This is a genomic window from Pseudoalteromonas sp. (genome assembly GCF_018402495.1).
Classification (GTDB): domain Bacteria; phylum Pseudomonadota; class Gammaproteobacteria; order Enterobacterales; family Alteromonadaceae; genus Pseudoalteromonas.
The window spans coordinates 411,138-432,923 of record NZ_JAGYIU010000002.1 but is presented as its reverse complement, the minus strand read 5'-3'; the positions used below and the strand labels follow the sequence as shown (position 1 = coordinate 432,923).

Here is a 21,786-nt window from a genome sequence, read left to right as displayed (position 1 = left end):
TTATGCCTACCCATTCATTGAATAAGAGAGCGAAATGGCTGTTAAAGTTTTAGTAGTTGATGATTCAAGCTTTTTTCGCCGTAGAGTGAGTGAAATTCTTGAACAAGACAACGGCATTGAAGTAATAGGATTTGCTGTAAATGGCCGTGAAGCGGTTGATAAAACAGCTCAATTACGTCCTGACGTTATCACTATGGATGTTGAAATGCCGGTGCTCGATGGTATTAGTGCGGTGAAAGAGATTATGTCGAGTAATCCAACACCTATTTTAATGTTCTCATCATTAACACGAGCGGGAGCATCAGCTACCTTAGATGCGCTTGATGCTGGTGCAATGGACTTTTTACCTAAAAAGTTTGAAGATATTGCTCGTAATAATAACGACGCTATTAAGTTATTACAAAGTAAGGTGAAGGAAATTGGTCGCCAACGATTAACTAGGACTACAAGGGTGCCATTACCTTCGGCTACTAGTAAATCAGCTTCAAGTACTTCTGAGCGCTTTTCTACACTTGCTAAAAAGCCAATCGTTCAACCTGATCGCAGTTTTAATAATTCAACTCCAAGACCTTCTGGAAACAATACATCGGTACGTGCCAGTGGTAAGCAGTACCAGTTGGTTGCCATAGGTACATCAACAGGTGGGCCGGTTGCGCTACAAACTATATTAACTCAGTTACCTATTAATTTTCCGCACCCTATATTGCTCGTTCAGCATATGCCTGCTGCGTTCACACCGGCATTTGCTTCTCGCTTGGATAGTTTGTGCAAAATTAAAGTTAAAGAAGCACAACAAGGCGATAGGTTACAACCGGGTTGTGCTTATTTAGCACCGGGTGGTCAGCAAATGATGGTAGAAGGACGTGGCTCTAACAGAACGTTACGCGTGTTTGAGGATAAAAATGAACGAGTAAGCTATAAACCAAGTGTTGATATTACTTTTGCCAGTGCGGCGAAAGCGTATCAGGGTGATGTACTTGCCATTATTTTAACAGGTATGGGTGCAGATGGGCGTGATGGTGCTCGTATGCTAAAACAAACTGGCGCTACTATTTGGGCTCAGGATGAAAAAAGCTGTGTTGTATACGGTATGCCGCAGGCAATAGCCAGTGCAGGTTTAGCAAGCGAAAGTATAAGCCTTCATGATGTGGCTGCGCGGTTAAATAAAGAGGTTGGCTGTGGATAAGCTTTCTGTTTTAGGATTATTGGTTGCATTAGGTGCTATAGCAGTCGGTTATTCTTTAGAAGGAGGTGTGGTATCTGCGCTATTTAATGGGCCTGCTTTGCTTATTGTGTTAGGCGGTACATTAGGGGCGGTAATGCTGCAAACATCAGCCAATACATTTAAAAAAATGCTGAGTATTACCCATTGGGTTTTTATTACCGATGACCATGATATTGAAGATGCGATTGAGCAGGTAAAGCACTGGTCGCATAAAGCCCGCCAAGAAGGGTATTTAGCATTAGAAAACGAAGCGCTTGCGCATTCAGATCCCTATGCCGCCAAAGGACTGAGTTTATTAGTCGATGGCTGTTCAGATCAAAAACTACGCGATACCCTCGAAATTGACTTATTACTTGAACGAGAACGATTACTTGAGGCTAGTCGGGTATATGAAGCAATGGGAGGGTATAGCCCAACTATTGGTATTTTAGGTGCGGTACTTGGGCTTATTCAAGCCATGTCATTTATTAACGATCCTGAGCAGTTAGGAACGGGTATTGCCACCGCGTTCATTGCAACTATATATGGTGTTGGTTTGGCTAATTTATTGTTTTTACCTATGGCCAATAAGCTAAAGCAACGCGTTGAACAAAAAATGCTTTATCATGAAATGTTAGCGGAAGGTGTGATTGCTATTAGCCAAGGTGAAAGCCCTATCAATATTGAGCTAAAACTTGAAGCTTACCGGGTTGAACGTCCTATTTTACAGACTCATTAGTGCCTATGTTACGCCGCCGCCTTCGTCATCAACAATCAAAGAACCAGCATACAGAGCGTTGGCTGGTTTCTTATGCGGATTATATGACCATCATGTTTGCATTTTTTGTTGTATTGTATGCAATTGCAATAAACAAAGAAGACAATATCAAGGTTTTATCTGATTCTCTTGAGCATGTTTTTGATAAGTCAGCAAAACAATACTCTGTGCAAGGTAAAGGGGTAAATGGTGATGCTTTACTTCTTGAAAGAGTGACCCCTGAGGCTGAAATACTCTATGGCGAAAGTATTCAAGAGCAAGAGCAGGGCCCGGTGTTACTCGATGGTCAAAGTGACAACAGCAATATTAGTCAACGCCACTTAGGTAAGCCGCTGGATAGTTTATTGGCTAAATTACAATCGTCGCTGATTGATGAGATACGCAGTGGCGAGGCTAGCTTAGAGCTAAGCCAAGACTGGTTGGTCATTGAGCTAAACTCGGGATTGTTGTTTGCCAGTGGCAGTGCTGTTGCACATAATAACGCCAAAGCGATTGTAAAAAAGATTGAAGCAATCATCGCATCAGTCGATAACTATATAAGAGTACGCGGGTATACAGATAACGAAACCATACGAAATGAAATATTTCGCTCTAATTGGGAGTTATCAGTGGCGCGGGCAACCTCAATATTAGTTGAATTAGAGCGTTTGGGCATTGAATCCGCGCGCATGGCTATTGAAGGGTATGGTCAATACTCACCCTTTGCCGATAACGATACTGAAGCTGGCCGTGCTGAAAACCGTAAAGTTGTGATTGCACTTTCTAAATATGGTTTAGCACCAGAACCCTCTGATGAACAAACGAAATCATCAATTTCAGTATCAGAGCAAAGGCAGCCAGAAATTGAGCTACCTACCCAAGACAATACAATAAAAATAATTCGTTTACCTCATGGTGGTATTCGTATTACTACGCGCAGCGAACAATAATTAGGATGTAATGTGAAAGTTTGGACAGTAGCCAATCAAAAAGGGGGAGTAGGCAAAACCACTACAGCGGTTAGCCTTGCTGGGATCCTTGCGCTTCAAGGCAAGCGCGTGTTATTGATTGATACAGATCCTCATGCTTCACTAACTTATTACTTTGGTATTGATTCAGAAGATTTAGAGGTCAGTGTTTACGATATTTTTACTCGCGGATCGAGTATGAAAAGCGAAGAAATACTGCAAGCATTATGTCCCTCAACAATTGAAAACCTTGATATTTTACCTGCAACTATGGCGATTGCGACACTTGACCGTAGTATGGGTAATAAAACGGGAATGGGCCTGATTTTAAAAAAAACACTGGCTAAAATTAGTGAGTATTATGATTATGCTATTTTAGACTGTCCGCCAGTGTTAGGGGTACTGATGGTCAATGCGCTTGCTGCCTGTGAAAGAGTGCTAGTGCCGGTGCAAACTGAGTTTTTAGCGCTCAAAGGGCTTGACAGAATGATGCGTACGATGGAGTTAATGCAAACCTCGCAAGCGAAAAGCTATGAATATACTATAATTCCTACTATGTATGATAAACGTACCAAAGCATCGCTTGAGGCCTATAAAACGCTACAAGAAACGTACAAAGAAAAAGTATGGCCAGGCGTTATTCCTGTCGATACTAAGTTTAGAGATGCAAGTTTAGCGCAAAAAGTACCGGTTGATTTTTGCCCAAATGCGCGTGGAGTCTATGCTTATAAAGCATTACTTGAATATTTAATAAAACAAGGTTAATAAATGAGTAAGCAATTATTTGCTAATGAAAAAGTAGTCACTCAGTACTTAGGGGCGTTATTGTCTGATGACGAACCAACAAAAGACCTTGAGCCTGTTGCTAAACTGCTTGAGCAGGTAACTTATGAAGAGCAAAAAGAACAACCAGTAATGGTTGAGCCTGTTGTTGAAGTTGAAAAGGTTAGTAAGCAAGTATCGAATGTAGAAATTGACACCCACCAAGAGCAGCAAGTCGTGCCTGAGCACGAGATAGCGGTAGGTGGCGAAGCTGACTACTTTGATGGTGAGTTTCAAGCGCTGTTTTTTGAAGTGGCAGGGCTTACTTTAGCGGTGCCGCTAAAAGCCTTAGGTGGCATTCATGAGCTTGGAGAAGTAAATCATTTATTTGGCAAGCCTAAGTGGTTTAAAGGGGTTATGATCAACCGAGAAGAAAAGCTCAATGTTGTTGATACCGCTCGCTGGGTTATGCCTGAAAAGTACGATGAGCAGTTAGAGGCATCTTTAAATTATCAATATCTCATCACTTTAGGTGATAGCCAATGGGGTTTATTAGCAGAAAAACTAATAAATAACATTACATTGAGTAAAGAAGATGTAAAATGGCGTACAAATAACAGTAAGCGCCCATGGCTTGCTGGAGTAATTAAAGAAAAAATGTGTGCTTTAATAGATGTTAATAATTTAAACGCACTATTAGAGAAAGGCTTAGATAGCCGTCACAAGTAATGACCATTACGAGGTAAGAGCATGAGTGAAGATAAATTACTGTCAGCTAAGAAAAATGCAGATAATAATGATGAGATTTTGCAGTGGGTTACGTTTAAGCTAGAAGATGAAACTTATGGCGTAAATGTAATGCAAGTGCAAGAAATACTGCGTTACACCGAGATTGCTCCTGTACCAGGTGCGCCTTCGTATGTGATTGGTATTATTAACTTACGTGGTAATGTTGTTACCGTTATTGATACTCGCTCTCGTTTTGGTTTACCTGATATTGAAGCGACGGATAATTCACGTATTTTAATTATTGAAGCAGAAGAGCAAGTGATTGGCATTCTAGCCGATAGCGTTTCTGAGGTTGTTTACCTACGTAGCTCTGAAATTGACAGTGCGCCAAATGTAGGTACAGAGGAAAGTGCTAAATTTATTCAAGGTGTATGTAACCGCGACAATGAGTTACTTATTCTGGTTGATTTAAATAAACTACTTAGTGATGACGAATGGGATGAGTTAAGCGATATATAAGCTTCTCTAAATAAAACTATGTTATTACTTGGTATTGCTATTGCGGGTTTAGTTTTTGGACTATTCTCGCTGCTTTTAATTGTGATGTTTAAAAAGCGCTATGCGAGTGAGCTTGGCGCGCAATTACAAGAGTTTAAAGATTCATCAGAGCAGATTAATATTTTACGTAGCGAAGTGTCTGAATTGCGAACCGGTTTACTGAGTATTGGTAAGCGTGTGCTTGAGGTAGAACAACAAAACCAAGAGCTGATACAGCAACAAGCAGCTCAAAAATACGATGACCCCGATGCTAAAATATACTCTCGTGCAGTAAAAATGGTTGAGTTAGGTGCTGATTTAGATGAGGTGATTCGTGAATGTGAATTACCGCGCGCTGAGGCCGAACTGTTATTTTCATTACACAAACAAAAAGGCGCTTAGCGCCTTTTTTGCTTTTATAACACTGCGTTATGCTTTTATATTTAGCTTTCCCTGAAAGTCTTGCCAACCAGGCGGAAACTTTCCTCTAACCACGTATGAAAAAGCAATGAGCTCAGCAATAACAAAGTAAAGTTCTTTAGGGATTTCTTCTCCGAGTTCTAATTTCGATAATGTTGTTGCAAGTGCCTCATCTTGATGGATTAAAATTCCTTTTTCTTTAGCTTGGGAAATAATCTCGTCAGCAAGCTCACCAAATCCTTTAGCGCTTACGGTTGGTGAACTTCCAGCTTCGTACAGTAGCCCAATTGCAGAATTGCTTTTAGATGCGTTTGTCATGGTTAAACCTTAATATTTATAATGGCGTGAGATTGATAAAATGCTTGGTGGTTATCATCTGCTCGCTGCAGTTTAAGCGCACCCACTTGTAAACCTTGTTTTGCTAATTTTGAGCGTAAATTATCAAGATGTGGATAAGCCAAAGCACTGACAGCTTGGGTAGAGGCTAACAGCTGGCAATCTAATGCTTTGTCCATCAGCTCTGCGGTTATTTGTAACTTACCCAGTTCAGCATAATCAAAGTTTAACCTAACAAACCAAACGTCTTTGTTTGCTAGCTTATCGTTGCTTGATTTTTTATATTGCCCTAAAGAGATTTCGGTTTGTGCCGCTTCGCTTGGCAGCTTCATGGGTAATAAAAATTGTACCAAGGAGTTTGTGTCAGGTTGCTGGTTTATTGCCGGTGCCTGCACTTGATTTAAGGTGCTTTTAATTTGGCTTAATTCGCTTGCTAATGCTTGTACTTGTGGTTGCTGTAATTGTTCTAGTAACTTATTTGTGCTATTGCCGACTTTAAACGTTGGTAATAAAACCTGTAGTAAGGCGTCTAAGCCGATGTGTTTGTTGATACTAATGACATTTGGATTTTGATGAATGAGGGGGGCGGCTAAAATACTCAGTGAGAGCTGTTCTATCCCTTTATTAAACGAACTTTGTAAGGTGTCGTTGGGTAATTGTGTCGGTCTTATGGTGCTAAGTATTTCACGCTGTATCGTTGTTGGGTGTAAGTTATTAGCCGACAACATACGATTAAAAGCTTGATTAACTAAGCGGTTTAAATCTGTGCCCTGATCTGTCAGTTTAGTGAAAACAGTGTTGAGTTGACTGCTTAAAACCTGCTTGCTCGTTTCTTTTTGTTCTAGTGGGGTAGCTGGAGTTTGTTTTAAAACTGTCGTCAATAATAGCTTTTCGAGGGGCTTTAATGTGTCACTTAATATTGTAGTACTATTTAACGATTGTTCAGTTTGAGCAATAAAAGGTAATAAGTTTGTGGGTACTGTTAATAATGGCGGTTGCCATAAAGAGACACTTGATTTTATTTGCTGAGTAAACTGTATTAAAGGCGGCACTGCATTCGATACGTTTTTTACTGGTGTTAGGTCAATTTTGTGTACTGGGGTAAGCCATTTTTGCTGTGCATTGCCAGTAAACTCTGTTTTTGAGGGAGTGCTTATCGTGGTCGAAAATGGCTTGTTTTCAAAGTACTTTACCGCATCTAAAATACGGGTTTTGAAATCAGCAAAACTACTTTTTAACCATGACTGTATTGGGCTATTTACGTTACTGAGCGGGTGACTCTTATTTACAGAGGGATCAATTAAACCTTGCACTAATCGTTGTGACTGTTGAAAAGACAGCATCTCATTAAACGGTTTACTAAACGAGTTTTTAAGACTCACAGTTGTATTTTGATAAGCCGTTTTAATCAGTAAATTATCTGCTTGATTAGTAATGTGTACCTTCGTTGGTACTGTGGGGAGTTCACTTAATTGGCGATGACTTAGATTGATAGTTAATACGTTTTTTGTTGAGTCTAGACTTAATACAGCAAACTTAGGCATGGCGTGAAGCTGAGCAGGGTTTAAATTGCTAGCAAGTAATTGTGTTAATTTTGCTTGGTTTATTGGCTGCGAATGCACTATATCAGCAAAACGATTAATAATATTAAGTCGTGTACCTTTGCTATCCGTTTCAATCATCCCCTTTATTAAAGGCTCATCTGCGAGTAATTGTGCAACGTGTTTATTAATAGTAATACTGGCATTAAATTTTTCAATGACCAACTTTGGTGTGGGTTGTAATACCACCTGAAGTGATAATGGACTGTTTTGAATATCACTTTGGGTGTTTATAAAATTTAAAAATCGTTGTAACTGAGCCGGTTGTTTAATTGTTAAAGTTGTATTGTTAGGGATGATGGTTAAGCTTTTACCATCTGCACTTAACTGTATGTTAGCGCTTGCTATTTTTTCAACGTTTGTGAATGTCTCAGTTGTCCCAAGGCGAATCGTTTGCCACTGCTTATTCATAAACACATCAAGCATGACTGAATCTTTAGAAAACTGAATATTTTTTGCCGCCAGCACTTCAGGTGGCAGTGTTGCTAACGCAGCCTTACCTGAATCAGTTGTTTGATTACTAACCTGTGGGTTAGACAATGTGATGTGCGTTGGTGTATTCATTATTTTATATCAAGTTTTCTTTATTTTAAGTAAATCGATTCTAAAGCAATATTCGTATTACCCTATCATTATGGTAGACTTACGGCTAATTTTTGGCAGAGAGAATCGTCATCTTGTTACACATTAAGTCCGTTACTTGTATCAAGCAAGAGCGTTGTTTGTTTGATGAACTTAATTTTAGCCTTAAAAGCGGTCAAATCATGCAGTTAGCTGGCCCTAATGGGGCTGGTAAAACATCATTATTGCGCATTATTGCTGGTTTTTCGCTGCCGGATGAAGGTGATATTTTATACCTAAATCAATCTATCAAAAAATATTATGACGAATATGCCAGAGACTTATTATTTATAGGCCACAAAACAGGTGTTAACGTTCAACTCAGTGCACTTGAAAATGTAGCACATTGGTTGGCTATTAATGGTTATGTTGATACTCCTGACTTATACCCTTTATTAAGTAAGTTAGGGTTAGTGGGGCTGGAAGATGTGCCAGTAAGAACGTTATCTGCGGGTCAACAGCGGCGAGTGGCTCTCGTTCGATTATGGTTATCTGAAGCCAAGTTATGGATTTTAGATGAACCTTTCACGGCGCTAGATAAAAGCGGGGTTGCCTTTTTACAGCAACGTTTTACTGAGCACTTATCAAAGGGGGGCGCTATTTTGTTAACAACACACCAAGATTTAACCACCCACTTTAGTGACTTACAAACGTTGACTTTGGAGTACCGCCACTAATGACACGACAGCATTCATATTGGCAGTTATTTGTCGCGGTATTTAGCAAAGACGTTAAGCTCGCTTTTCGTCAGCGCGCTGAAATAGTTAATCCTATCTTGTTTTTTTTAATTGTTATCTCGTTGTTTCCATTAGCCATAGGGCCTGAGCCAGGCTTGCTATCAAGAATGGCACCGGGCATTATTTGGGTGGCGGCTTTACTCTCGACCATGCTTGGTCTTGATAAACTGTTTAGAGATGATTACCACGACGGCTCTTTGGAACAGCTCATTGCTTCGTCATACCCCTTATCATTAACGGTACTGGGCAAAGTTGCCGCACACTGGGTGATCACCGGCTTACCGCTAGTGTTAATGACTCCTTTATTTGCTTTACTACTAAATTTAGATACGACGGCCCTAATGGCCACGTTATTAACGCTATTATTGGGTACGCCTTTATTGAGCTTTATTGGCGCAATAGGGGCGGGCTTGACTGTGGGATTACAAAAAGGCGGCATTTTAATGAGTTTGCTCGTTTTGCCTTTGTATATTCCGGTTTTAATTTTTGCAACTTCCGCTATTGATACCAGCACTATGTCGCTGGATTACAGTGGTCAGCTTGCAATCCTTGGTGCGATGTTAGTCGTTGCGACTATCAGTGCGCCAATTGCCATATCATCAGCATTAAAAGTGAGTGTAAGTTAATATGTGGAAGTGGTTACATCCGTATGCGAAAGCAGAGCGAGCATATCAATTATGCAATACTCTACTGCCATATTTTGCAGTAGTAACGGTTATTAGTATGATTGTCGGTTGGGTATGGGGATTAGGTTTTGCCCCTGCCGATTACCAACAAAAAGACAGTTACCGTATTATTTTTATTCACGTGCCTTCCGCTATTTTATCTATGGGCGCTTATTCATCAATGGCGATTGCCGCCATTGTTGCGCTGGTATGGCAATTGCGTAACGCTGAACTTGCTGTAATAGCCATTGCACCCGTAGGTGCCTGCATGACCGCAATAGCCTTAATCACCGGTGCAGCATGGGGTAAACCTATGTGGGGTGCTTGGTGGGTATGGGATGCACGACTGACCTCTGAGCTTATTTTATTATTTCTGTACTTAGGAGTGTTGTCTTTGTACCATGCCTTTGAGGATAAAAAAGCAGCAGGTCGCGCGGCCTCTATTTTGGCGATTGTAGGTGTTATAAACTTGCCTATTATTCATTTTTCAGTGGAATGGTGGAACACCCTACACCAGGGAGCCAGTATCACTAAATTTAACCGCGACGCGGTTGACCCAAGTATGTTTTGGCCGTTAATGATTAATATTTTAGCCTTTGCCGCCTTTGTGGGTACTGTGACTTTAATTCGTCTTAAAAATGAAATTTTACACCGTGAAAAGCACCGCCCATGGGTGCGACAGTTGTTAACTAAGGGGTAATTATGCAGTTTGACTCGTTTTCTGATTTTATTGCAATGGGAGGCTATGGTTTTTATGTATGGCTTTCTTTTGGTACATGCGCATTGATTTTATTAGGCATTTTATTTAGCTCGTTACGCGATAAGAAACAAATTTTAGCGTCGGTAGAGCAGCAAATTGCGCGTGAAACTCGAATTAAAAATTCTAAGCAGGAGCAAACCTCGTGAACCCTAGACGTAAAAAACGCCTTTTGGTTATTATCGCCGTACTTTTTGGTATTGGTGGATCAATTGGTTTAGTGTTGTACGCCTTACAAGAAAACATTAATTTGTTTTACACCCCCAGTGAATTAATTGATGGTAAAGGCCCGAATAAAGAAAAGCCGCATATAGGACAAAAGCTTCGCATTGGCGGTATGGTTGTCCCAGGAACAGTACAAAGAAATGAGCAGAGCCTGAAGGTAAGCTTTGATCTTATCGATACGGGTCCATTGGTCACGGTGCGTTATCAGGGGATTTTGCCTGATCTGTTTCGTGAAGGGCAGGGAATTGTTGCACAAGGTATACTCATTGAACCTAATGTAATAGAAGCGTTTGAAGTACTGGCTAAACATGATGAAGAGTATATGCCAGCCGAGGTTGCCGAGGCAGTAAAAGGAATTAAGCACGAGAAACCAAAATACAATTTAGATAGTGGGAGCTAATATGATCCCTGAGCTTGGTTATTTTTCTCTCACGCTTGCCATGGTGTTAAGCGTTTTATTATGTATATTCCCACTTTGGGGAGCGCATACTGGAAACTTACGTTTGATGCGCGCTGCGCCATCACTGGCTATTGGTCAGTTTGCATTTGTTGCTTTATCGTTTGCTGCCCTTATTTATGCCAGCTTAACCGATGATTTTACCGTATCGTATGTTGCGTATCATTCAAGTAGTACTTTACCTTGGTATTATAAAATTACCTCAACATGGGGGGGGCATGAAGGCGCTATTTTACTATGGCTATTGATGCAAGCCGGTTGGACAGCTCTTGTTGCAGTTCGAACAAAAGCACTTCCATGGATTTTAAGAGCGCGAGTATTAGGTGTGCTTGGTTTTTTAGGTGTCGGGTTTATGATCTATACCTTGCTACTATCAAGTCCGTTTGAGCGTTTACTGCCTTATTTTCCCGTTGAAGGGCGTGATTTAAATCCATTATTACAAGACCCGGGGATGATCATTCATCCACCACTACTGTATATGGGGTATGTAGGCCTCTCGGTTGCGTTTGCCTTCGCTATTGCCGCACTGTTAACCGGTAAACTTGATAATACTTGGGCAAAATGGTCACGCCCATGGACGATGACAGCATGGGGCTTTTTAACTTTAGGTATCACCATTGGCAGTTGGTGGGCTTATGCTGAACTTGGCTGGGGTGGCTGGTGGTTCTGGGATCCCGTTGAAAACGCGTCACTCATGCCATGGTTAGTCGCAACCGCTTTAATTCATTCTTTAAGTGTGACTGAAAAACGTGGTGTGTTTAAATCATGGACCGTGTTACTGGCCATTGCTGCTTTTTCATTAAGCTTACTGGGTACCTTTATTGTCCGCTCAGGAATTATTGTTTCGGTGCATGCTTTTGCAACAGACCCCAATCGTGGCTTATTTATTCTTGGCTTTTTAGCTGTTGTTGTTGGTGGTGGTTTAGCGCTATATGGTTTGCGTGTTTCACAAGTTAAAAGTGAAGGACGCTATAAATTTGTATCGCGAGAAGTGGCACTTTGGTTGAATAATATTTTCTTAGTCGTTGCCACGTTAATTGTATTGTTAGGTACATTATTACCTTTGGTTCACAAGGAAATGGGATTAGGCAGTATCTCCATCGGCGAACCCTTCTTTAATAAAATGTTTGCTATTTTACTGGTGCCATTTGCAATTCTAATGGGAATAGGGCCTTTTCTTCGTTGGAAGCAAAATAAGTGGGCATTTTTACAAAATAAAATAGTTGTAGGCGCATTAGCCAGCATTGTTATTACCTGTGCGTGGCTATTTAGTAGCTATGAGGTAGTAACGCCATTAACATTATTAGCAACCACACTAGGTGTATGGGTATTTATTGCCACTTTTATCGATTTATATAGCAAAGCAGCGGTTCATGGCTCACTTAAACTCGGTATAAAGCGTTTGGGTTTAAGTTATTGGGCAATGGTACTGGGGCATGTTGGTTTAGCATTTGTTATTGCTGGTATTACACTGACTTCGGCTTATTCAGTTGAGCGTGATGTGTCAATGAAACCGGGTGATGTTGCACAGCTTAACCAGTATCAGTACCGCTTTGAAGGCGTTAAAGAAATTCGTGGTGCTAATTATGGTGGTCATGCTGGTGTAGTGACAGTACTAAAAGGTAATGACACGGTGACGCGTTTATATGCTGAAAAACGTCGTTACGATATTGGTATGCAATTTATGACAGAGGCCGCAATTGATGCCGGGTTTACTCGCGATTTGTACCTTGCACTTGGTGAGCAACTCAGTGAAGGGGCATGGTCATTACGTATTTATCACAAGCCATTTGTGCGTTGGATGTGGATAGGCGGTATTTTAATATCTTTAGCTGGCTTTGTGATTTTATTTGATAAGCGTTACCGAGCGGCGCCGCGAAAAGATGAAATAGAGAGGGCATTATGAATCGTAAACTAATTGCAATTGCCCCGTTGTTAATTTTTATTTTAATTTGTGTATTTTTATACCAAGGACTGTTTGCCAACCCGCGGGAATTACAAACAGGGCGAATTGGTCAAACTATGCCTGCGTTTAACTTGCCCGATTTAATGCAAGACGATAAACGTTGGACTGATGAGCAATTAAAGGGTGACGTGTACTTGCTAAATGTGTGGGGCACATGGTGTCCGACGTGTTTAGCGGAGCTTGGTTATTTGACTGAGTTACGCGAGCAAGGGGTTAAAATTATTGGTTTGTATTATGTACAAAGTTACGATGCCGATTTTGACGGGCCATTTGATATGCAAGCGCTGCGCGATGACGTGAGCAACATGCTTGCGCGCGCAGGCGACCCTTATCAATTTAATATTTTAGATCTAGAGCGTTCGTTATCTTTAGATTTGGGCGTATCAGGTGCCCCAGAGACTTTTTTAGTCGATAAAAATGGCACTATTTTGTTGCACCACACCGGTGATATAAACCCTCGAGTTTGGCGCGCTAAGTTTGCGTCTAAAATGCAGGAGCTGCAGCCATGAGATTTTTTTTATTAACCCTTAGCTTGTTTATTAGTTTTGCTGCGTTCGCTCAGCAAGACCGTTATCAGTTTGATAGTAATGAGCAAGCAGTTCGCTTTGAAGAGCTGACAAAAGAATTACGTTGCCCTAAATGTCAAAACCAAAATATTGCAGACTCTGATGCTGTTGTAGCAAAAGATTTGCGTGAGCGAGTACTGGCGTTGGTTAAAGATGGTAAAACCAAAGATGAAGTTATTGATTACATGATTGACCGCTATGGCTATTTTGTCCACTACGATCCACCTGTAACGCCGGCTACTTTAATACTGTGGGTGCTACCGGTATTGATTGTAATAATTGGGTTTGGCTTCATTGTTATTCGCCAACGAAAGGCGTCGGTAAAACAAACGTGGAGTGACGCTGATGAAGTGATGCTCAACAAGCTGATTAAACAAAATAAACGTCAGGAGCAAAGTTAAATGATTTTAATGTGGGCGTCTTTTGCTTTACTCACACTCATTGCATTGTTGTTTATTATTGTGCCTTTTTTAAAGAAAGAGCGCATAGTAACTATCACTCATAACGCTAACGCAGAGCTTATCAGCATTTATGAGCAGCGTTTAGTTGAATTACAGACAGATTTAGATAATCAACGTATCGACTCGCAAAATCATAGTGAAGCTATTATTGAATTAAAACGCCGTTTGCTTAATGAGCTATCGCCTGAAAAGTCACTTCACAGTCGTGGCGATAATCGCATTCTTGCTTTAACGGGAGCCGCATTTTTAATTGCATTAGCAGGTATTTTTTATACCATGACAGGCAGCCAACACCAAATTGCAGCATGGCATGATGCAATGGATAACTTGGCTGATTATGGTCAGCGTGCTGTTATGCAAAAGGGTGAGCCATTAACTAAAAATGAGCTACAAGCGTTTGCATTGGCACTGCGTACTAAGTTAAGTCAAAGCGGTGATGATGAAGTCGCTTGGATGCTGTTGGGACGAGTTGCTTTAATGCTTAATGAGCTTGATATGGCGAAACAGTCGTTTGATAAAGCACTACTTATGAATCCTGATAATATGCAAGCGCTGGTTAGTTACTCACAGGTGCTATTACTTGAGGGCAATGAACAGGACATGACTCGCGCAGCGGGTATGCTTTCTAAAGTGTTGCAAGCACAACCGGATAATTTAGATGCAATTTCGTTACTGGCCTTGATTGCTTATGAAAGAAAAGATTGGCTTCAGGCAAAAGCGGCATTTGAAGTGTTACTCACTAGTATGAATGAGTCTGATACGCGCTATGCAATGATTTCTGAGCGTATTAGCGAAATAAATCAACAAATGGCCCAACACAGCGAAGCGAATAATACTGAACACAGCTCAACTCAACGTATTCAAGTGACAGTAAATATTGATGACCAATTTGTTGAAAAACAACCTGAGAACGGTATTTTGTTCGTGTTTGCTAAAGCGGCTGAGGGCTCACCTATGCCTTTAGCTGTAGTTAAATTAACAGACTATAGTTTTCCGATTACAGTGGAGCTGAGCGATGCTAATGCCATGATGGCAGGGCTTAATTTATCGAGTGCAGGTGACATTGTTATCTCTGCACGGATCTCTAATGATGATTCTGTTATGCCAAGCACGGGGGAGCTTGAAGGGCACTCTCAAGTGATAACGTTTAAAGACGTACGCCAAGTGCAATTGAATATTGATACATTAATACCTTAAGGATTTAAGATGTTAAAACAAGGCTTACTTTTGTCGTGTTTACTTATTTTATCGGGATGCGCTCAAGTGCCCGAGAGTAAATATGATGAGCGCGATCCATTACAGAGCGTCAATAGACCTATTTACGACTTTAATATGGATGTGCTCGATACGTATGTTTTAAGGCCAGCCGCTGTGGGTTATATAACAGTGACACCTCAGCCTGTTCGCCGCAGTATTGTGCATTTTACTGATAATATTACAGCACCTGTTAACATCATTAATGCAGGGTTGCAAGGCAAACCAAGTAGTGCCGGAATTAACTTTGCGCGTTTTCTAGTAAATTCTACTGTAGGTGTGTTTGGTATATTTGACGTGGCAAGTTCGTTAGGACTTGAAGTAAATGATGAAGACTTTGGCCAAACCTTAGGTGTTTGGGGGGTGGGCGATGGCGCTTATTTAATGCTCCCAGCAATGGGGCCTTCTACTGCTCGTAATTTAACTGGTGATGTTGTAGATAATGTTGTATTACCTGAGATCGCTTTAACTACACCGCAAACTATTTTAGTGTTTGCGTTAAAAGCGGTTGAAGCTCGTGCGTCTTTAATGGCTCAAGAGGGGCTATTGAATGATTCGCTAGATCCATACTTGTTTATTAAAGACATTTACTTTCAGCGTCAGTTATACGAGCTGTATGATGGCAACCCGCCAATAAAAGAAGAGCCTGATGATTTTGATGAGGATTTCCTAGAAAGTCTTTAATAAAAATAAAAACGCCAGCAAATGCTGGCGTTTCATTTTTAGTTATTAGTTACTAGGCTCTGTTGACCTTTGCGGATTACAATTTGTTCAAACTAGGAGCGGTTTAATCGCCCCAAGAGGTTTGCAACCTAGTGGGCTAAGTAAAAACCGAGCAAAGCTTCCGCGTCCTGCTCACGCCCCTTACCTACATCCCTGTCTCTTATACACAAGTCTTTGAATATCGATAAATCTGTGATCTAATCGATCATCATCACTCATAGATTTATCGTATGCACATAAACACTTCTGAAGAATGGGCTCAATTAATTTTTGGTAATGCTAATTTAGGAGATCCGAGACGCACCCGACGATTAGCTCTACTAGCAAGCGATATGGCTGAGAATGCAGACAGCTCAATTGTTAAGGCTTCTGATACACCCGCAAAAATTGAAGCCGCTTATCGTTTCATTAGAAATGAGAAAATATCCCCTCAAGCGATTGCCGATTCGGGGTTCTCACAAACGAGTGAAGCGGTAAAGCAGTTGCCTTTGGTTCTCGCTATCCAAGATACGACAGGATTGACATTTAAACACAGTGTTTGTAAAGAATTAGGCGATGTGAACTGTGCAAATACATTAGGAAAACCATCAAAAACAAGAACGCTATATGCGCATTCAACTTTAGCAATTGATGCAGATACGGAGCACGTTATTGGTTTACTCGACCAATACTATTGGTTTAGGAAATCAAAGGTTAAAGGGACTAAAGATCAACAACAGCAACGCCCTTACGAAGAGAAAGAAAGCTATCGCTGGCAACAAACATTAATGGATATAAAAAAACGTACAGGTGAATTATCAAATATACTTAACATCTGCGACAGAGAGGCTGACATTTATGAGTACATGACTTACCAAAAAGATGAAGGGCATCGATTTTTAGTCAGAGCAAAAGAAAATAGAAAATTAATAGAGCCTCAATGCAATCTCAACCAGTTAATAGAAACAGCGCAGGGTCAGTGTTGTTACACTATTAATATAGCGCAACGTGCGGGAAGAAAAGCGCGTCAGGCCCGAATTACATTGAGCTATCAACCTATAACACTAGCCAAGCCTAAGCGAGTTCAAGGGCAAGAATCACCGACATTGAGTGTTAATGTCATTGTCTGTCAGGAAAAAGAAAGCACGCAAAAAAATCCATTATGTTGGATTTTATATACGACAGAGCCCATAAACACAGCAAAAGATGCCCAGAAATTAGTAAGATACTATGAACTTCGCTGGCGTGTAGAGGAGTTTCATAAAACATGGAAAACAGATGGAACCGAAGTAGAAGATTTACGTTTGCAGCACAGTGATAATATTTTACGAATTGCGATCATTAAAGCGTTTATTGCTGTCAGGTTATTACAGCTGCAAAATATGGCGCAAAGGAGTGAATTAGACAAAGAAGTGAGATGTACAGCTTGTGTTAAAGAGATGACGTGGAAATTACTATGGGCAAAGGTTGAAAAGGATGTGTTGCCGGATAAAGTACCGTCTCTTCATTGGCTATACTATAGTTTAGCGAAATTGGGAGGGTGGTATGACAGTAAAAGAAATGGTCGAGTTGGCGTAAAAGCACTCTGGAAGGGGTGGTTGAAATTAGCAGAAATGGTCGAATCTGCCGAATTGTTAATATCAATTCAGCAGACAGAAAAGTTGTGATCAAGAGACAGACCTACATCCATGTAGGCAACAAAGAGTAAACCGTCCCTAGGCAGAACCCGAAGGGCTGCGCCTGTTTGGCATTGATGCTGCGTTATCGCCTATTTATGGGGAATAACCACACTACATAGGCTCTGCCTTGCCTAAATACTAAACAGACTGCTGCAAAATTAACCTTGAAAAGTCAACAGATCCTGATGAGCGCTTTAATTATCAATCATTATCTGCATTTGTTCGCTAACCCAGTTGAGTGCTTCATGGTAAGCCTCTGCTACTTTATCATCTAAGCCTAGTTGTTGGGCTTTGTCGTTAGCTGCTTGCCAATCACCCTGCTCATATAACGTTACCAAGTTTAAGTATTCTGCAAGCAAGCCTTCATTATTCAGCAGCGCCGTTTTTATCTCATTTGAAAGCGGTAATTTAAGCATAACGCTCTCCATCTCTTCATCTAGTATGGCATCCATAAGCGACATCATACCGGTTAAAAACGCCATACCTGTATCATTAAGTTTACTATTTGAAATAGCTAATAGTTCGCAAAAGCGCGCGCGTGTTAACGACAGCTTAATGAGTTCTAATGGTTTATCAGCTGATACTTGGGCAGCAAATAATAAAGAGAGTAGTTTTTTTATTTCATTTGCACCTAATACGATAAGCGCTTGCTTTATAGTGTTTATTTCTGATCTTCGAGTGAATGCTGCTGAGTTTGAGTAGCGTAGTAATTTATAGGATAAGTTCACATCGCGTTCAAATATAGAAGTGATTTTTTTAAGATCCATTTCTACACTCGACGTTTCATAGAGCAATTCTGCTAACGTCATACTCGATGGTGGCAGCGCTTTGCTTTGTATCATTTCTGGTTTTGAAAAGAAAAATCCTTGAAAGTACTCAAAGCCCAGTTCAAGTGCATGGTTGTACACCTCATACGTCTCAATTTTTTCAGCAAGTAGCTTTATATGTGGATAAGGCTTTAAATCCTCGATAATTTTTTTCACGTCTTCAATATTAAAAGCTAAAAAGTCTATTTTAATGATATCGATAAACGGATAAAAGTGACGCCATACAGGTTGATGTACGTAGTCATCAAGGGCTAGTGTATAACCTTTACTTTTTAGGTCTTTAACAATTGCTAAAAGGCGCTTACCAGGTTGAACAGTTTCCAGTATTTCAATGACCACTCCTTCTTTATTTAACAGCGTAGGGTAGCCTTTTAACAAGGTGTCTAAGGTAAAGTTGATATAAGCAGGTTTGTTATCGGTTAAATCTTCCAAGCCAAAGTTAAATTGGCTGCCTTCAATTAGTCGCGATGTTGCTTCGTCGCCGTCTATATCAGGAAAAACGTTATCTACTCCGTCACGAAATAATAGTTCGTAGCCAATCAGCTTTTTATTACGATCTAAAATAGGTTGGCGAGCGGCGTAAAAATACATAAGCGGATCCGTAAGGGTAAAAAACAATTAACATTGTAATAATATATGGGAAAACATTCAAAATAGCATTGGTAAAATGAATATTATTAATAAAATTTACTGGTTAACTCAGTCACTTCTAATCTAAATTTACTGATTTTATATAGTTTGTTTTAAAAATGAGCGAGTAGATAGTTTTTTATGTACTAAAATAAGTAGGTTGGAGTTATTGGTAATTACCGTGTTATAGTTGGGTAGAAGCTTTTATTCCAATACTGTCTTTATTCTAAGATTTCAAGAGTCATTATTTGGATTAAAAGCCTGTTATTACTTATTTGAGTGGAGGCGGATTTGGAAACAGGTATGATTATTTCACTGGCATTGTACTTTATTGTAATGCTAGGAATAGGGCTATACGCATATAAGCAATCTACTAGCGATATATCGGGCTATATGTTAGGCGGTCGAAATTTAGCCCCTAGTGTAGCTGCTTTGTCAGCTGGTGCATCAGATATGAGTGGTTGGCTTTTAATGGGCTTGCCAGGTGCTATGTACTTATTTGGGTTGAGTAAAGTTTGGATTGCAATTGGTTTAGTATTAGGTGCATGGGCAAATTATTTTTTAGTCGCCCCAAGACTACGTGTTTATACTGAAAAAGCAAATGATTCCATTACTATCCCAGATTATTTTGCAAACCGTTTTGATGACAACAAAAATATCCTACGTGTTATTTCTGCAATTGTAATTATTGTTTTCTTTACTTTATACACCTCATCAGGCGTGGTTGCAGGTGGTAAGTTATTTGAAAACTCATTTCAAATGAGCTATGAAATGGGTTTGTATATCACCACAGGTGTGGTTGTGGTTTATACCTTATTTGGTGGATTTTTAGCAGTTAGCCTTACAGATTTTGTACAAGGCTGTATCATGTTTATTTCTTTACTTGCAGTGCCCATCGCTACTTTCATGATGCTAGATCAGCCATTTTTGGATACTTTAGCAAATGCAAGCTATCAGCAATTATTAAGTTCGCCAAAAGCAAGTGAAGTTCATTCTTTAAGCATGCTTGATTGGTTTGCAGGTGGCTCTACAGTTGCGATTATTTCAGCCATGGCATGGGGGTTGGGTTACTTTGGTCAGCCACATATTATTGTTCGCTTTATGTCTATTCGCTCAGTAAAAGAAATGCCAACTATGCGTCGTATTGGTATGTCTTGGATGACCCTATCTGCAATTGGTGCAGTATTTACCGGCTTGTTTGGTGCAGCCTACATGATCGAAAACCAAATGCCGATTGCCGATAAAGAGACAATTTTCTTAGTATTATCGGAATTAATTTTTCATCCGCTTATTGCCGGTTTTTTATTGGCTGCAATTTTAGCGGCGATTATGAGTACTATTTCATCGCAATTATTAGTTTGTTCAAGTTCACTAACAGAAGATTTTTATAAGATTTACTTAAACCGCAGTGCATCGCAAACAGAATTGGTGCTAGTTGGTCGTATTAGCGTTATATTAGTGGCTTTATTTGCTATTTATTTAGCGTATGACCGTGATAGTTCAATACTCGATTTAGTAAGTAATGCATGGGCTGGTTTTGGTGCTGCGTTTGGTCCACTTGTATTGTTTAGCCTTTACTGGAAGCGAATGAACTTAAAAGGCGCGATTAGCGGAATGGTTGTTGGTGCCTCAACCGTGTTGGTATGGATTTATGCACCTATTACCATTAATGGTGAGAGCCTAAGCAGTGTGATTTATGAAATCATACCAGGCTTCATTTTAGCCAGTATTGCTATTGTGGTCGGCAGCCTTGTGACAGCTGAACCGAAAAAAGAAATCACCGATTTATTTGATGAAGTTGAATCGTCATTGTAAATAGCTAACCTAAAGTAGTGTTAGCTTTTAAAAATGCCAATCAGTTTAACTGGTTGGCATTTTTTATTGGCTGGCTTTTAGCAGAGACGATTTATCGTTTAAACAACTTACTCGCTTTTAGTAATTATTATTTAAAAACATAAAAAAGCTGAATTCGCATACCGAACCCAGCTTTTATATCAATAATGACTATTGAGCTTTTAAAAAGTGCTAACTTGCCGCTTTATCTTTTATATCTGCAACATTATCAGTTTTTGGTTTTTTAGCTTTTGTTGACACTTCTTTTGTACCTTTAAGAACAGCCATAAACTCGTCTTTACTTTTTGCAATTTCTAGTGCGAGTGACTCAACTTGTTGCTCGCTTAGTGGCACATCTACTTTTTCAAGCATGAGCTCTAGTGACTCGGCAATATCGAGCATTTTGTCATAGGCATCGGCTTCTTTTTTAGTAGTAAACGTCATGCGCTCGACTCCGTTTCGTTCTACAACATATTTAACAACAACAGCCATGATTTCTCCTGCTTACTTACGTGGCAATATGATTAATTTAAATCATTAGATTACTGTTTTTATATACAGTACAAGCTTGTGAGATGTTTTGCAAGCTTTGGCTTAGTTTATATGCTGCTTGGTTGACAAGAAAGGTTAACTCTACTTTATTTATTACATCACTTTATAACGCGTTGTTGTACAGGAGTTCGCAGGGAGTGATTTTTATCGTTCGTACTTTTAGTCACAAAAGGAATTAAAAGTGCAGAATGTAAACAATCTACTAACGTTCATGTATGAACACAAAAGGAAATACTATGAAATTAATTAAAATGATCTCATTTGCAGCCGCTTTATGTTTATTACCTATAGGTGCAACGTTTGCGCAAAGCAATATAGCTGCAGAGCAGATGCAAGCAGCCATGGTGAATATTAATACAGCGGACATTAAGCAATTGACAAAATTACCAGGTGTAGGCAAGAAAAAAGCACAAGCAATTATTGATTATCGAGAGGCAAACGGTAAATTTTCCTCACTAGAAGATATTGCAAAGGTAAAAGGAGTGGGTAAAAAAATGCTCACTAAGCTCGATGGTAAGGTATCTTTTTAAATAATTAGGG

General features: G+C 40.0%; 24 protein-coding genes. 20 read left to right on the top strand and 4 right to left on the bottom strand.

The features are described 5' to 3' along the window. Window positions 1-34: 34 nt before the first annotated feature. The 7 genes from KG708_RS07500 to KG708_RS07470 are packed head-to-tail and all read left to right on the top strand — an operon-like array spanning window position 35 to window position 5,359. Window positions 35-1,186, top strand: coding sequence for a chemotaxis response regulator protein-glutamate methylesterase (locus KG708_RS07500; RefSeq protein WP_213608795.1), 1,152 nt, complete (start codon window positions 35-37; stop codon window positions 1,184-1,186). Next, window positions 1,179-1,943: a flagellar motor protein gene (locus KG708_RS07495; protein WP_213608794.1), complete on the top strand. Its 765-nt coding sequence runs from the start codon at window positions 1,179-1,181 to the stop codon at window positions 1,941-1,943. The genes KG708_RS07500 and KG708_RS07495 overlap by 8 nt, the downstream gene beginning before the upstream one ends. 5 nt (window positions 1,944-1,948) lie before the next feature. Next, complete coding sequence (locus tag KG708_RS07490) at window positions 1,949-2,911, top strand: flagellar motor protein MotB (RefSeq protein ID WP_213608793.1); 963 nt, start codon at window positions 1,949-1,951, stop codon at window positions 2,909-2,911. Between the two features lie 12 nt (window positions 2,912-2,923). Further along, window positions 2,924-3,694, top strand: coding sequence for an AAA family ATPase (locus tag KG708_RS07485; RefSeq protein ID WP_213608792.1), 771 nt, complete (start codon window positions 2,924-2,926; stop codon window positions 3,692-3,694). A 3-nt stretch (window positions 3,695-3,697) separates the two neighbouring features. Further along, on the top strand, window positions 3,698-4,420 hold the full coding sequence (locus KG708_RS07480; protein WP_213608791.1) for a chemotaxis protein CheW: 723 nt from the start codon (window positions 3,698-3,700) through the stop codon (window positions 4,418-4,420). Window positions 4,421-4,441: 21 nt separating this feature from the next. Beyond that, on the top strand, window positions 4,442-4,939 hold the full coding sequence (locus KG708_RS07475; RefSeq protein WP_008112225.1) for a chemotaxis protein CheW: 498 nt from the start codon (window positions 4,442-4,444) through the stop codon (window positions 4,937-4,939). A gap of 18 nt (window positions 4,940-4,957) precedes the next feature. Next, window positions 4,958-5,359, top strand: coding sequence for a DUF2802 domain-containing protein (locus tag KG708_RS07470; protein ID WP_213608790.1), 402 nt, complete (start codon window positions 4,958-4,960; stop codon window positions 5,357-5,359). A 27-nt stretch (window positions 5,360-5,386) separates the two neighbouring features. Here KG708_RS07470 and KG708_RS07465 read toward each other — a convergent pair whose 3' ends face one another. Together KG708_RS07465 and KG708_RS07460 are read right to left on the bottom strand one after the other, a co-directional pair. Next, window positions 5,387-5,695: an EscU/YscU/HrcU family type III secretion system export apparatus switch protein gene (locus tag KG708_RS07465; RefSeq protein WP_213608789.1), complete on the bottom strand. Its 309-nt coding sequence runs from the start codon at window positions 5,693-5,695 to the stop codon at window positions 5,387-5,389. A 2-nt stretch (window positions 5,696-5,697) separates the two neighbouring features. Then, the gene (locus KG708_RS07460) at window positions 5,698-7,878 is read right to left on the bottom strand and encodes a flagellar hook-length control protein FliK (RefSeq protein ID WP_213608788.1); all 2,181 of its coding nucleotides are present in this window, start codon (window positions 7,876-7,878) and stop codon (window positions 5,698-5,700) included. Between the two features lie 92 nt (window positions 7,879-7,970). On the opposite strand from KG708_RS07460, the gene ccmA reads away from it, so the two are divergent. From ccmA to KG708_RS07405, 11 genes are all read left to right on the top strand, one after another. Further along, on the top strand, window positions 7,971-8,612 hold the full coding sequence (ccmA, locus tag KG708_RS07455) for a cytochrome c biogenesis heme-transporting ATPase CcmA (RefSeq protein ID WP_236613513.1): 642 nt from the start codon (window positions 7,971-7,973) through the stop codon (window positions 8,610-8,612). Then, window positions 8,612-9,298, top strand: a complete 687-nt coding sequence (gene ccmB / locus KG708_RS07450) for a heme exporter protein CcmB (protein WP_033104087.1) — start codon at window positions 8,612-8,614, stop codon at window positions 9,296-9,298. Before ccmA ends, ccmB begins: the two co-directional genes overlap by 1 nt. Before the next feature lies 1 nt (window position 9,299). Next, the gene (locus tag KG708_RS07445; RefSeq protein ID WP_213608787.1) at window positions 9,300-10,037 is read left to right on the top strand and encodes a heme ABC transporter permease; all 738 of its coding nucleotides are present in this window, start codon (window positions 9,300-9,302) and stop codon (window positions 10,035-10,037) included. Window positions 10,038-10,039: 2 nt separating this feature from the next. Then, entirely contained in the window at window positions 10,040-10,243 is a 204-nt protein-coding gene (gene ccmD / locus KG708_RS07440; RefSeq protein WP_008112240.1) for a heme exporter protein CcmD, read from the top strand. Further along, window positions 10,240-10,719: a cytochrome c maturation protein CcmE gene (ccmE, locus tag KG708_RS07435; RefSeq protein ID WP_213608786.1), complete on the top strand. Its 480-nt coding sequence runs from the start codon at window positions 10,240-10,242 to the stop codon at window positions 10,717-10,719. The genes ccmD and ccmE overlap by 4 nt, the downstream gene beginning before the upstream one ends. A 1-nt stretch (window position 10,720) precedes the next feature. Further along, a complete protein-coding gene (locus KG708_RS07430; protein WP_213608785.1) occupies window positions 10,721-12,682 on the top strand; it encodes a heme lyase CcmF/NrfE family subunit in 1,962 nt (653 codons plus the stop codon). Then, the gene (locus KG708_RS07425; protein WP_213608784.1) at window positions 12,679-13,251 is read left to right on the top strand and encodes a redoxin family protein; all 573 of its coding nucleotides are present in this window, start codon (window positions 12,679-12,681) and stop codon (window positions 13,249-13,251) included. Before KG708_RS07430 ends, KG708_RS07425 begins: the two co-directional genes overlap by 4 nt. Beyond that, window positions 13,248-13,709, top strand: coding sequence for a cytochrome c-type biogenesis protein (locus KG708_RS07420; RefSeq protein ID WP_213608783.1), 462 nt, complete (start codon window positions 13,248-13,250; stop codon window positions 13,707-13,709). The genes KG708_RS07425 and KG708_RS07420 overlap by 4 nt, the downstream gene beginning before the upstream one ends. After that, a complete protein-coding gene (ccmI, locus tag KG708_RS07415; RefSeq protein WP_213608782.1) occupies window positions 13,710-14,966 on the top strand; it encodes a c-type cytochrome biogenesis protein CcmI in 1,257 nt (418 codons plus the stop codon). Between the two features lie 9 nt (window positions 14,967-14,975). Next, a complete protein-coding gene (locus KG708_RS07410) occupies window positions 14,976-15,707 on the top strand; it encodes a VacJ family lipoprotein (RefSeq protein WP_213608781.1) in 732 nt (243 codons plus the stop codon). Between the two features lie 269 nt (window positions 15,708-15,976). Beyond that, the gene (locus tag KG708_RS07405; RefSeq protein ID WP_213607579.1) at window positions 15,977-17,392 is read left to right on the top strand and encodes an IS4 family transposase; all 1,416 of its coding nucleotides are present in this window, start codon (window positions 15,977-15,979) and stop codon (window positions 17,390-17,392) included. Between the two features lie 206 nt (window positions 17,393-17,598). On the opposite strand, the gene KG708_RS07400 is transcribed toward KG708_RS07405, so the two are convergent. Continuing rightward, window positions 17,599-18,822 carry an HDOD domain-containing protein gene (locus KG708_RS07400; RefSeq protein ID WP_213608780.1) on the bottom strand — a complete coding sequence of 408 codons (1,224 nt, stop codon included), beginning with the start codon at window positions 18,820-18,822 and terminating at the stop codon, window positions 17,599-17,601. Window positions 18,823-19,164: 342 nt separating this feature from the next. Between KG708_RS07400 and putP the strand changes: the two genes are divergently transcribed. Continuing rightward, a complete protein-coding gene (gene putP / locus KG708_RS07395) occupies window positions 19,165-20,676 on the top strand; it encodes a sodium/proline symporter PutP (protein WP_213608779.1) in 1,512 nt (503 codons plus the stop codon). A gap of 210 nt (window positions 20,677-20,886) precedes the next feature. Here putP and KG708_RS07390 read toward each other — a convergent pair whose 3' ends face one another. After that, window positions 20,887-21,186: a YebG family protein gene (locus KG708_RS07390; RefSeq protein WP_213608778.1), complete on the bottom strand. Its 300-nt coding sequence runs from the start codon at window positions 21,184-21,186 to the stop codon at window positions 20,887-20,889. Between the two features lie 296 nt (window positions 21,187-21,482). Here KG708_RS07390 and KG708_RS07385 point away from each other — a divergent pair, with 296 nt between their 5' ends. Further along, window positions 21,483-21,776, top strand: coding sequence for a ComEA family DNA-binding protein (locus KG708_RS07385; RefSeq protein ID WP_213608777.1), 294 nt, complete (start codon window positions 21,483-21,485; stop codon window positions 21,774-21,776). The last annotated feature ends 10 nt before the right edge of the window (window positions 21,777-21,786 follow it).

What these genes read in the sequence shown, in the direction of transcription:
- KG708_RS07500 (WP_213608795.1), top strand. Translation starts at nt 35, where the DNA reads ATGGCTGTTAAAGTTTTAGTAGTTGATGATTCAAGCTTTTTTCGCCGT.
- KG708_RS07490 (WP_213608793.1), top strand. Translation starts at nt 1,949, where the DNA reads ATGTTACGCCGCCGCCTTCGTCATCAACAATCAAAGAACCAGCATACA.
- KG708_RS07480 (WP_213608791.1), top strand. Translation starts at nt 3,698, where the DNA reads ATGAGTAAGCAATTATTTGCTAATGAAAAAGTAGTCACTCAGTACTTA.
- KG708_RS07475 (WP_008112225.1), top strand. Translation starts at nt 4,442, where the DNA reads ATGAGTGAAGATAAATTACTGTCAGCTAAGAAAAATGCAGATAATAAT.
- KG708_RS07470 (WP_213608790.1), top strand. Translation starts at nt 4,958, where the DNA reads ATGTTATTACTTGGTATTGCTATTGCGGGTTTAGTTTTTGGACTATTC.
- KG708_RS07465 (WP_213608789.1), bottom strand. Translation starts at nt 5,695, where the DNA reads ATGACAAACGCATCTAAAAGCAATTCTGCAATTGGGCTACTGTACGAA.
- KG708_RS07460 (WP_213608788.1), bottom strand. Translation starts at nt 7,878, where the DNA reads ATGAATACACCAACGCACATCACATTGTCTAACCCACAGGTTAGTAAT.
- ccmB (WP_033104087.1), top strand. Translation starts at nt 8,612, where the DNA reads ATGACACGACAGCATTCATATTGGCAGTTATTTGTCGCGGTATTTAGC.
- KG708_RS07445 (WP_213608787.1), top strand. Translation starts at nt 9,300, where the DNA reads ATGTGGAAGTGGTTACATCCGTATGCGAAAGCAGAGCGAGCATATCAA.
- ccmD (WP_008112240.1), top strand. Translation starts at nt 10,040, where the DNA reads ATGCAGTTTGACTCGTTTTCTGATTTTATTGCAATGGGAGGCTATGGT.
- KG708_RS07430 (WP_213608785.1), top strand. Translation starts at nt 10,721, where the DNA reads ATGATCCCTGAGCTTGGTTATTTTTCTCTCACGCTTGCCATGGTGTTA.
- KG708_RS07425 (WP_213608784.1), top strand. Translation starts at nt 12,679, where the DNA reads ATGAATCGTAAACTAATTGCAATTGCCCCGTTGTTAATTTTTATTTTA.
- KG708_RS07420 (WP_213608783.1), top strand. Translation starts at nt 13,248, where the DNA reads ATGAGATTTTTTTTATTAACCCTTAGCTTGTTTATTAGTTTTGCTGCG.
- ccmI (WP_213608782.1), top strand. Translation starts at nt 13,710, where the DNA reads ATGATTTTAATGTGGGCGTCTTTTGCTTTACTCACACTCATTGCATTG.
- KG708_RS07410 (WP_213608781.1), top strand. Translation starts at nt 14,976, where the DNA reads ATGTTAAAACAAGGCTTACTTTTGTCGTGTTTACTTATTTTATCGGGA.
- KG708_RS07405 (WP_213607579.1), top strand. Translation starts at nt 15,977, where the DNA reads ATGCACATAAACACTTCTGAAGAATGGGCTCAATTAATTTTTGGTAAT.
- KG708_RS07400 (WP_213608780.1), bottom strand. Translation starts at nt 18,822, where the DNA reads ATGTATTTTTACGCCGCTCGCCAACCTATTTTAGATCGTAATAAAAAG.
- putP (WP_213608779.1), top strand. Translation starts at nt 19,165, where the DNA reads ATGATTATTTCACTGGCATTGTACTTTATTGTAATGCTAGGAATAGGG.
- KG708_RS07390 (WP_213608778.1), bottom strand. Translation starts at nt 21,186, where the DNA reads ATGGCTGTTGTTGTTAAATATGTTGTAGAACGAAACGGAGTCGAGCGC.
- KG708_RS07385 (WP_213608777.1), top strand. Translation starts at nt 21,483, where the DNA reads ATGAAATTAATTAAAATGATCTCATTTGCAGCCGCTTTATGTTTATTA.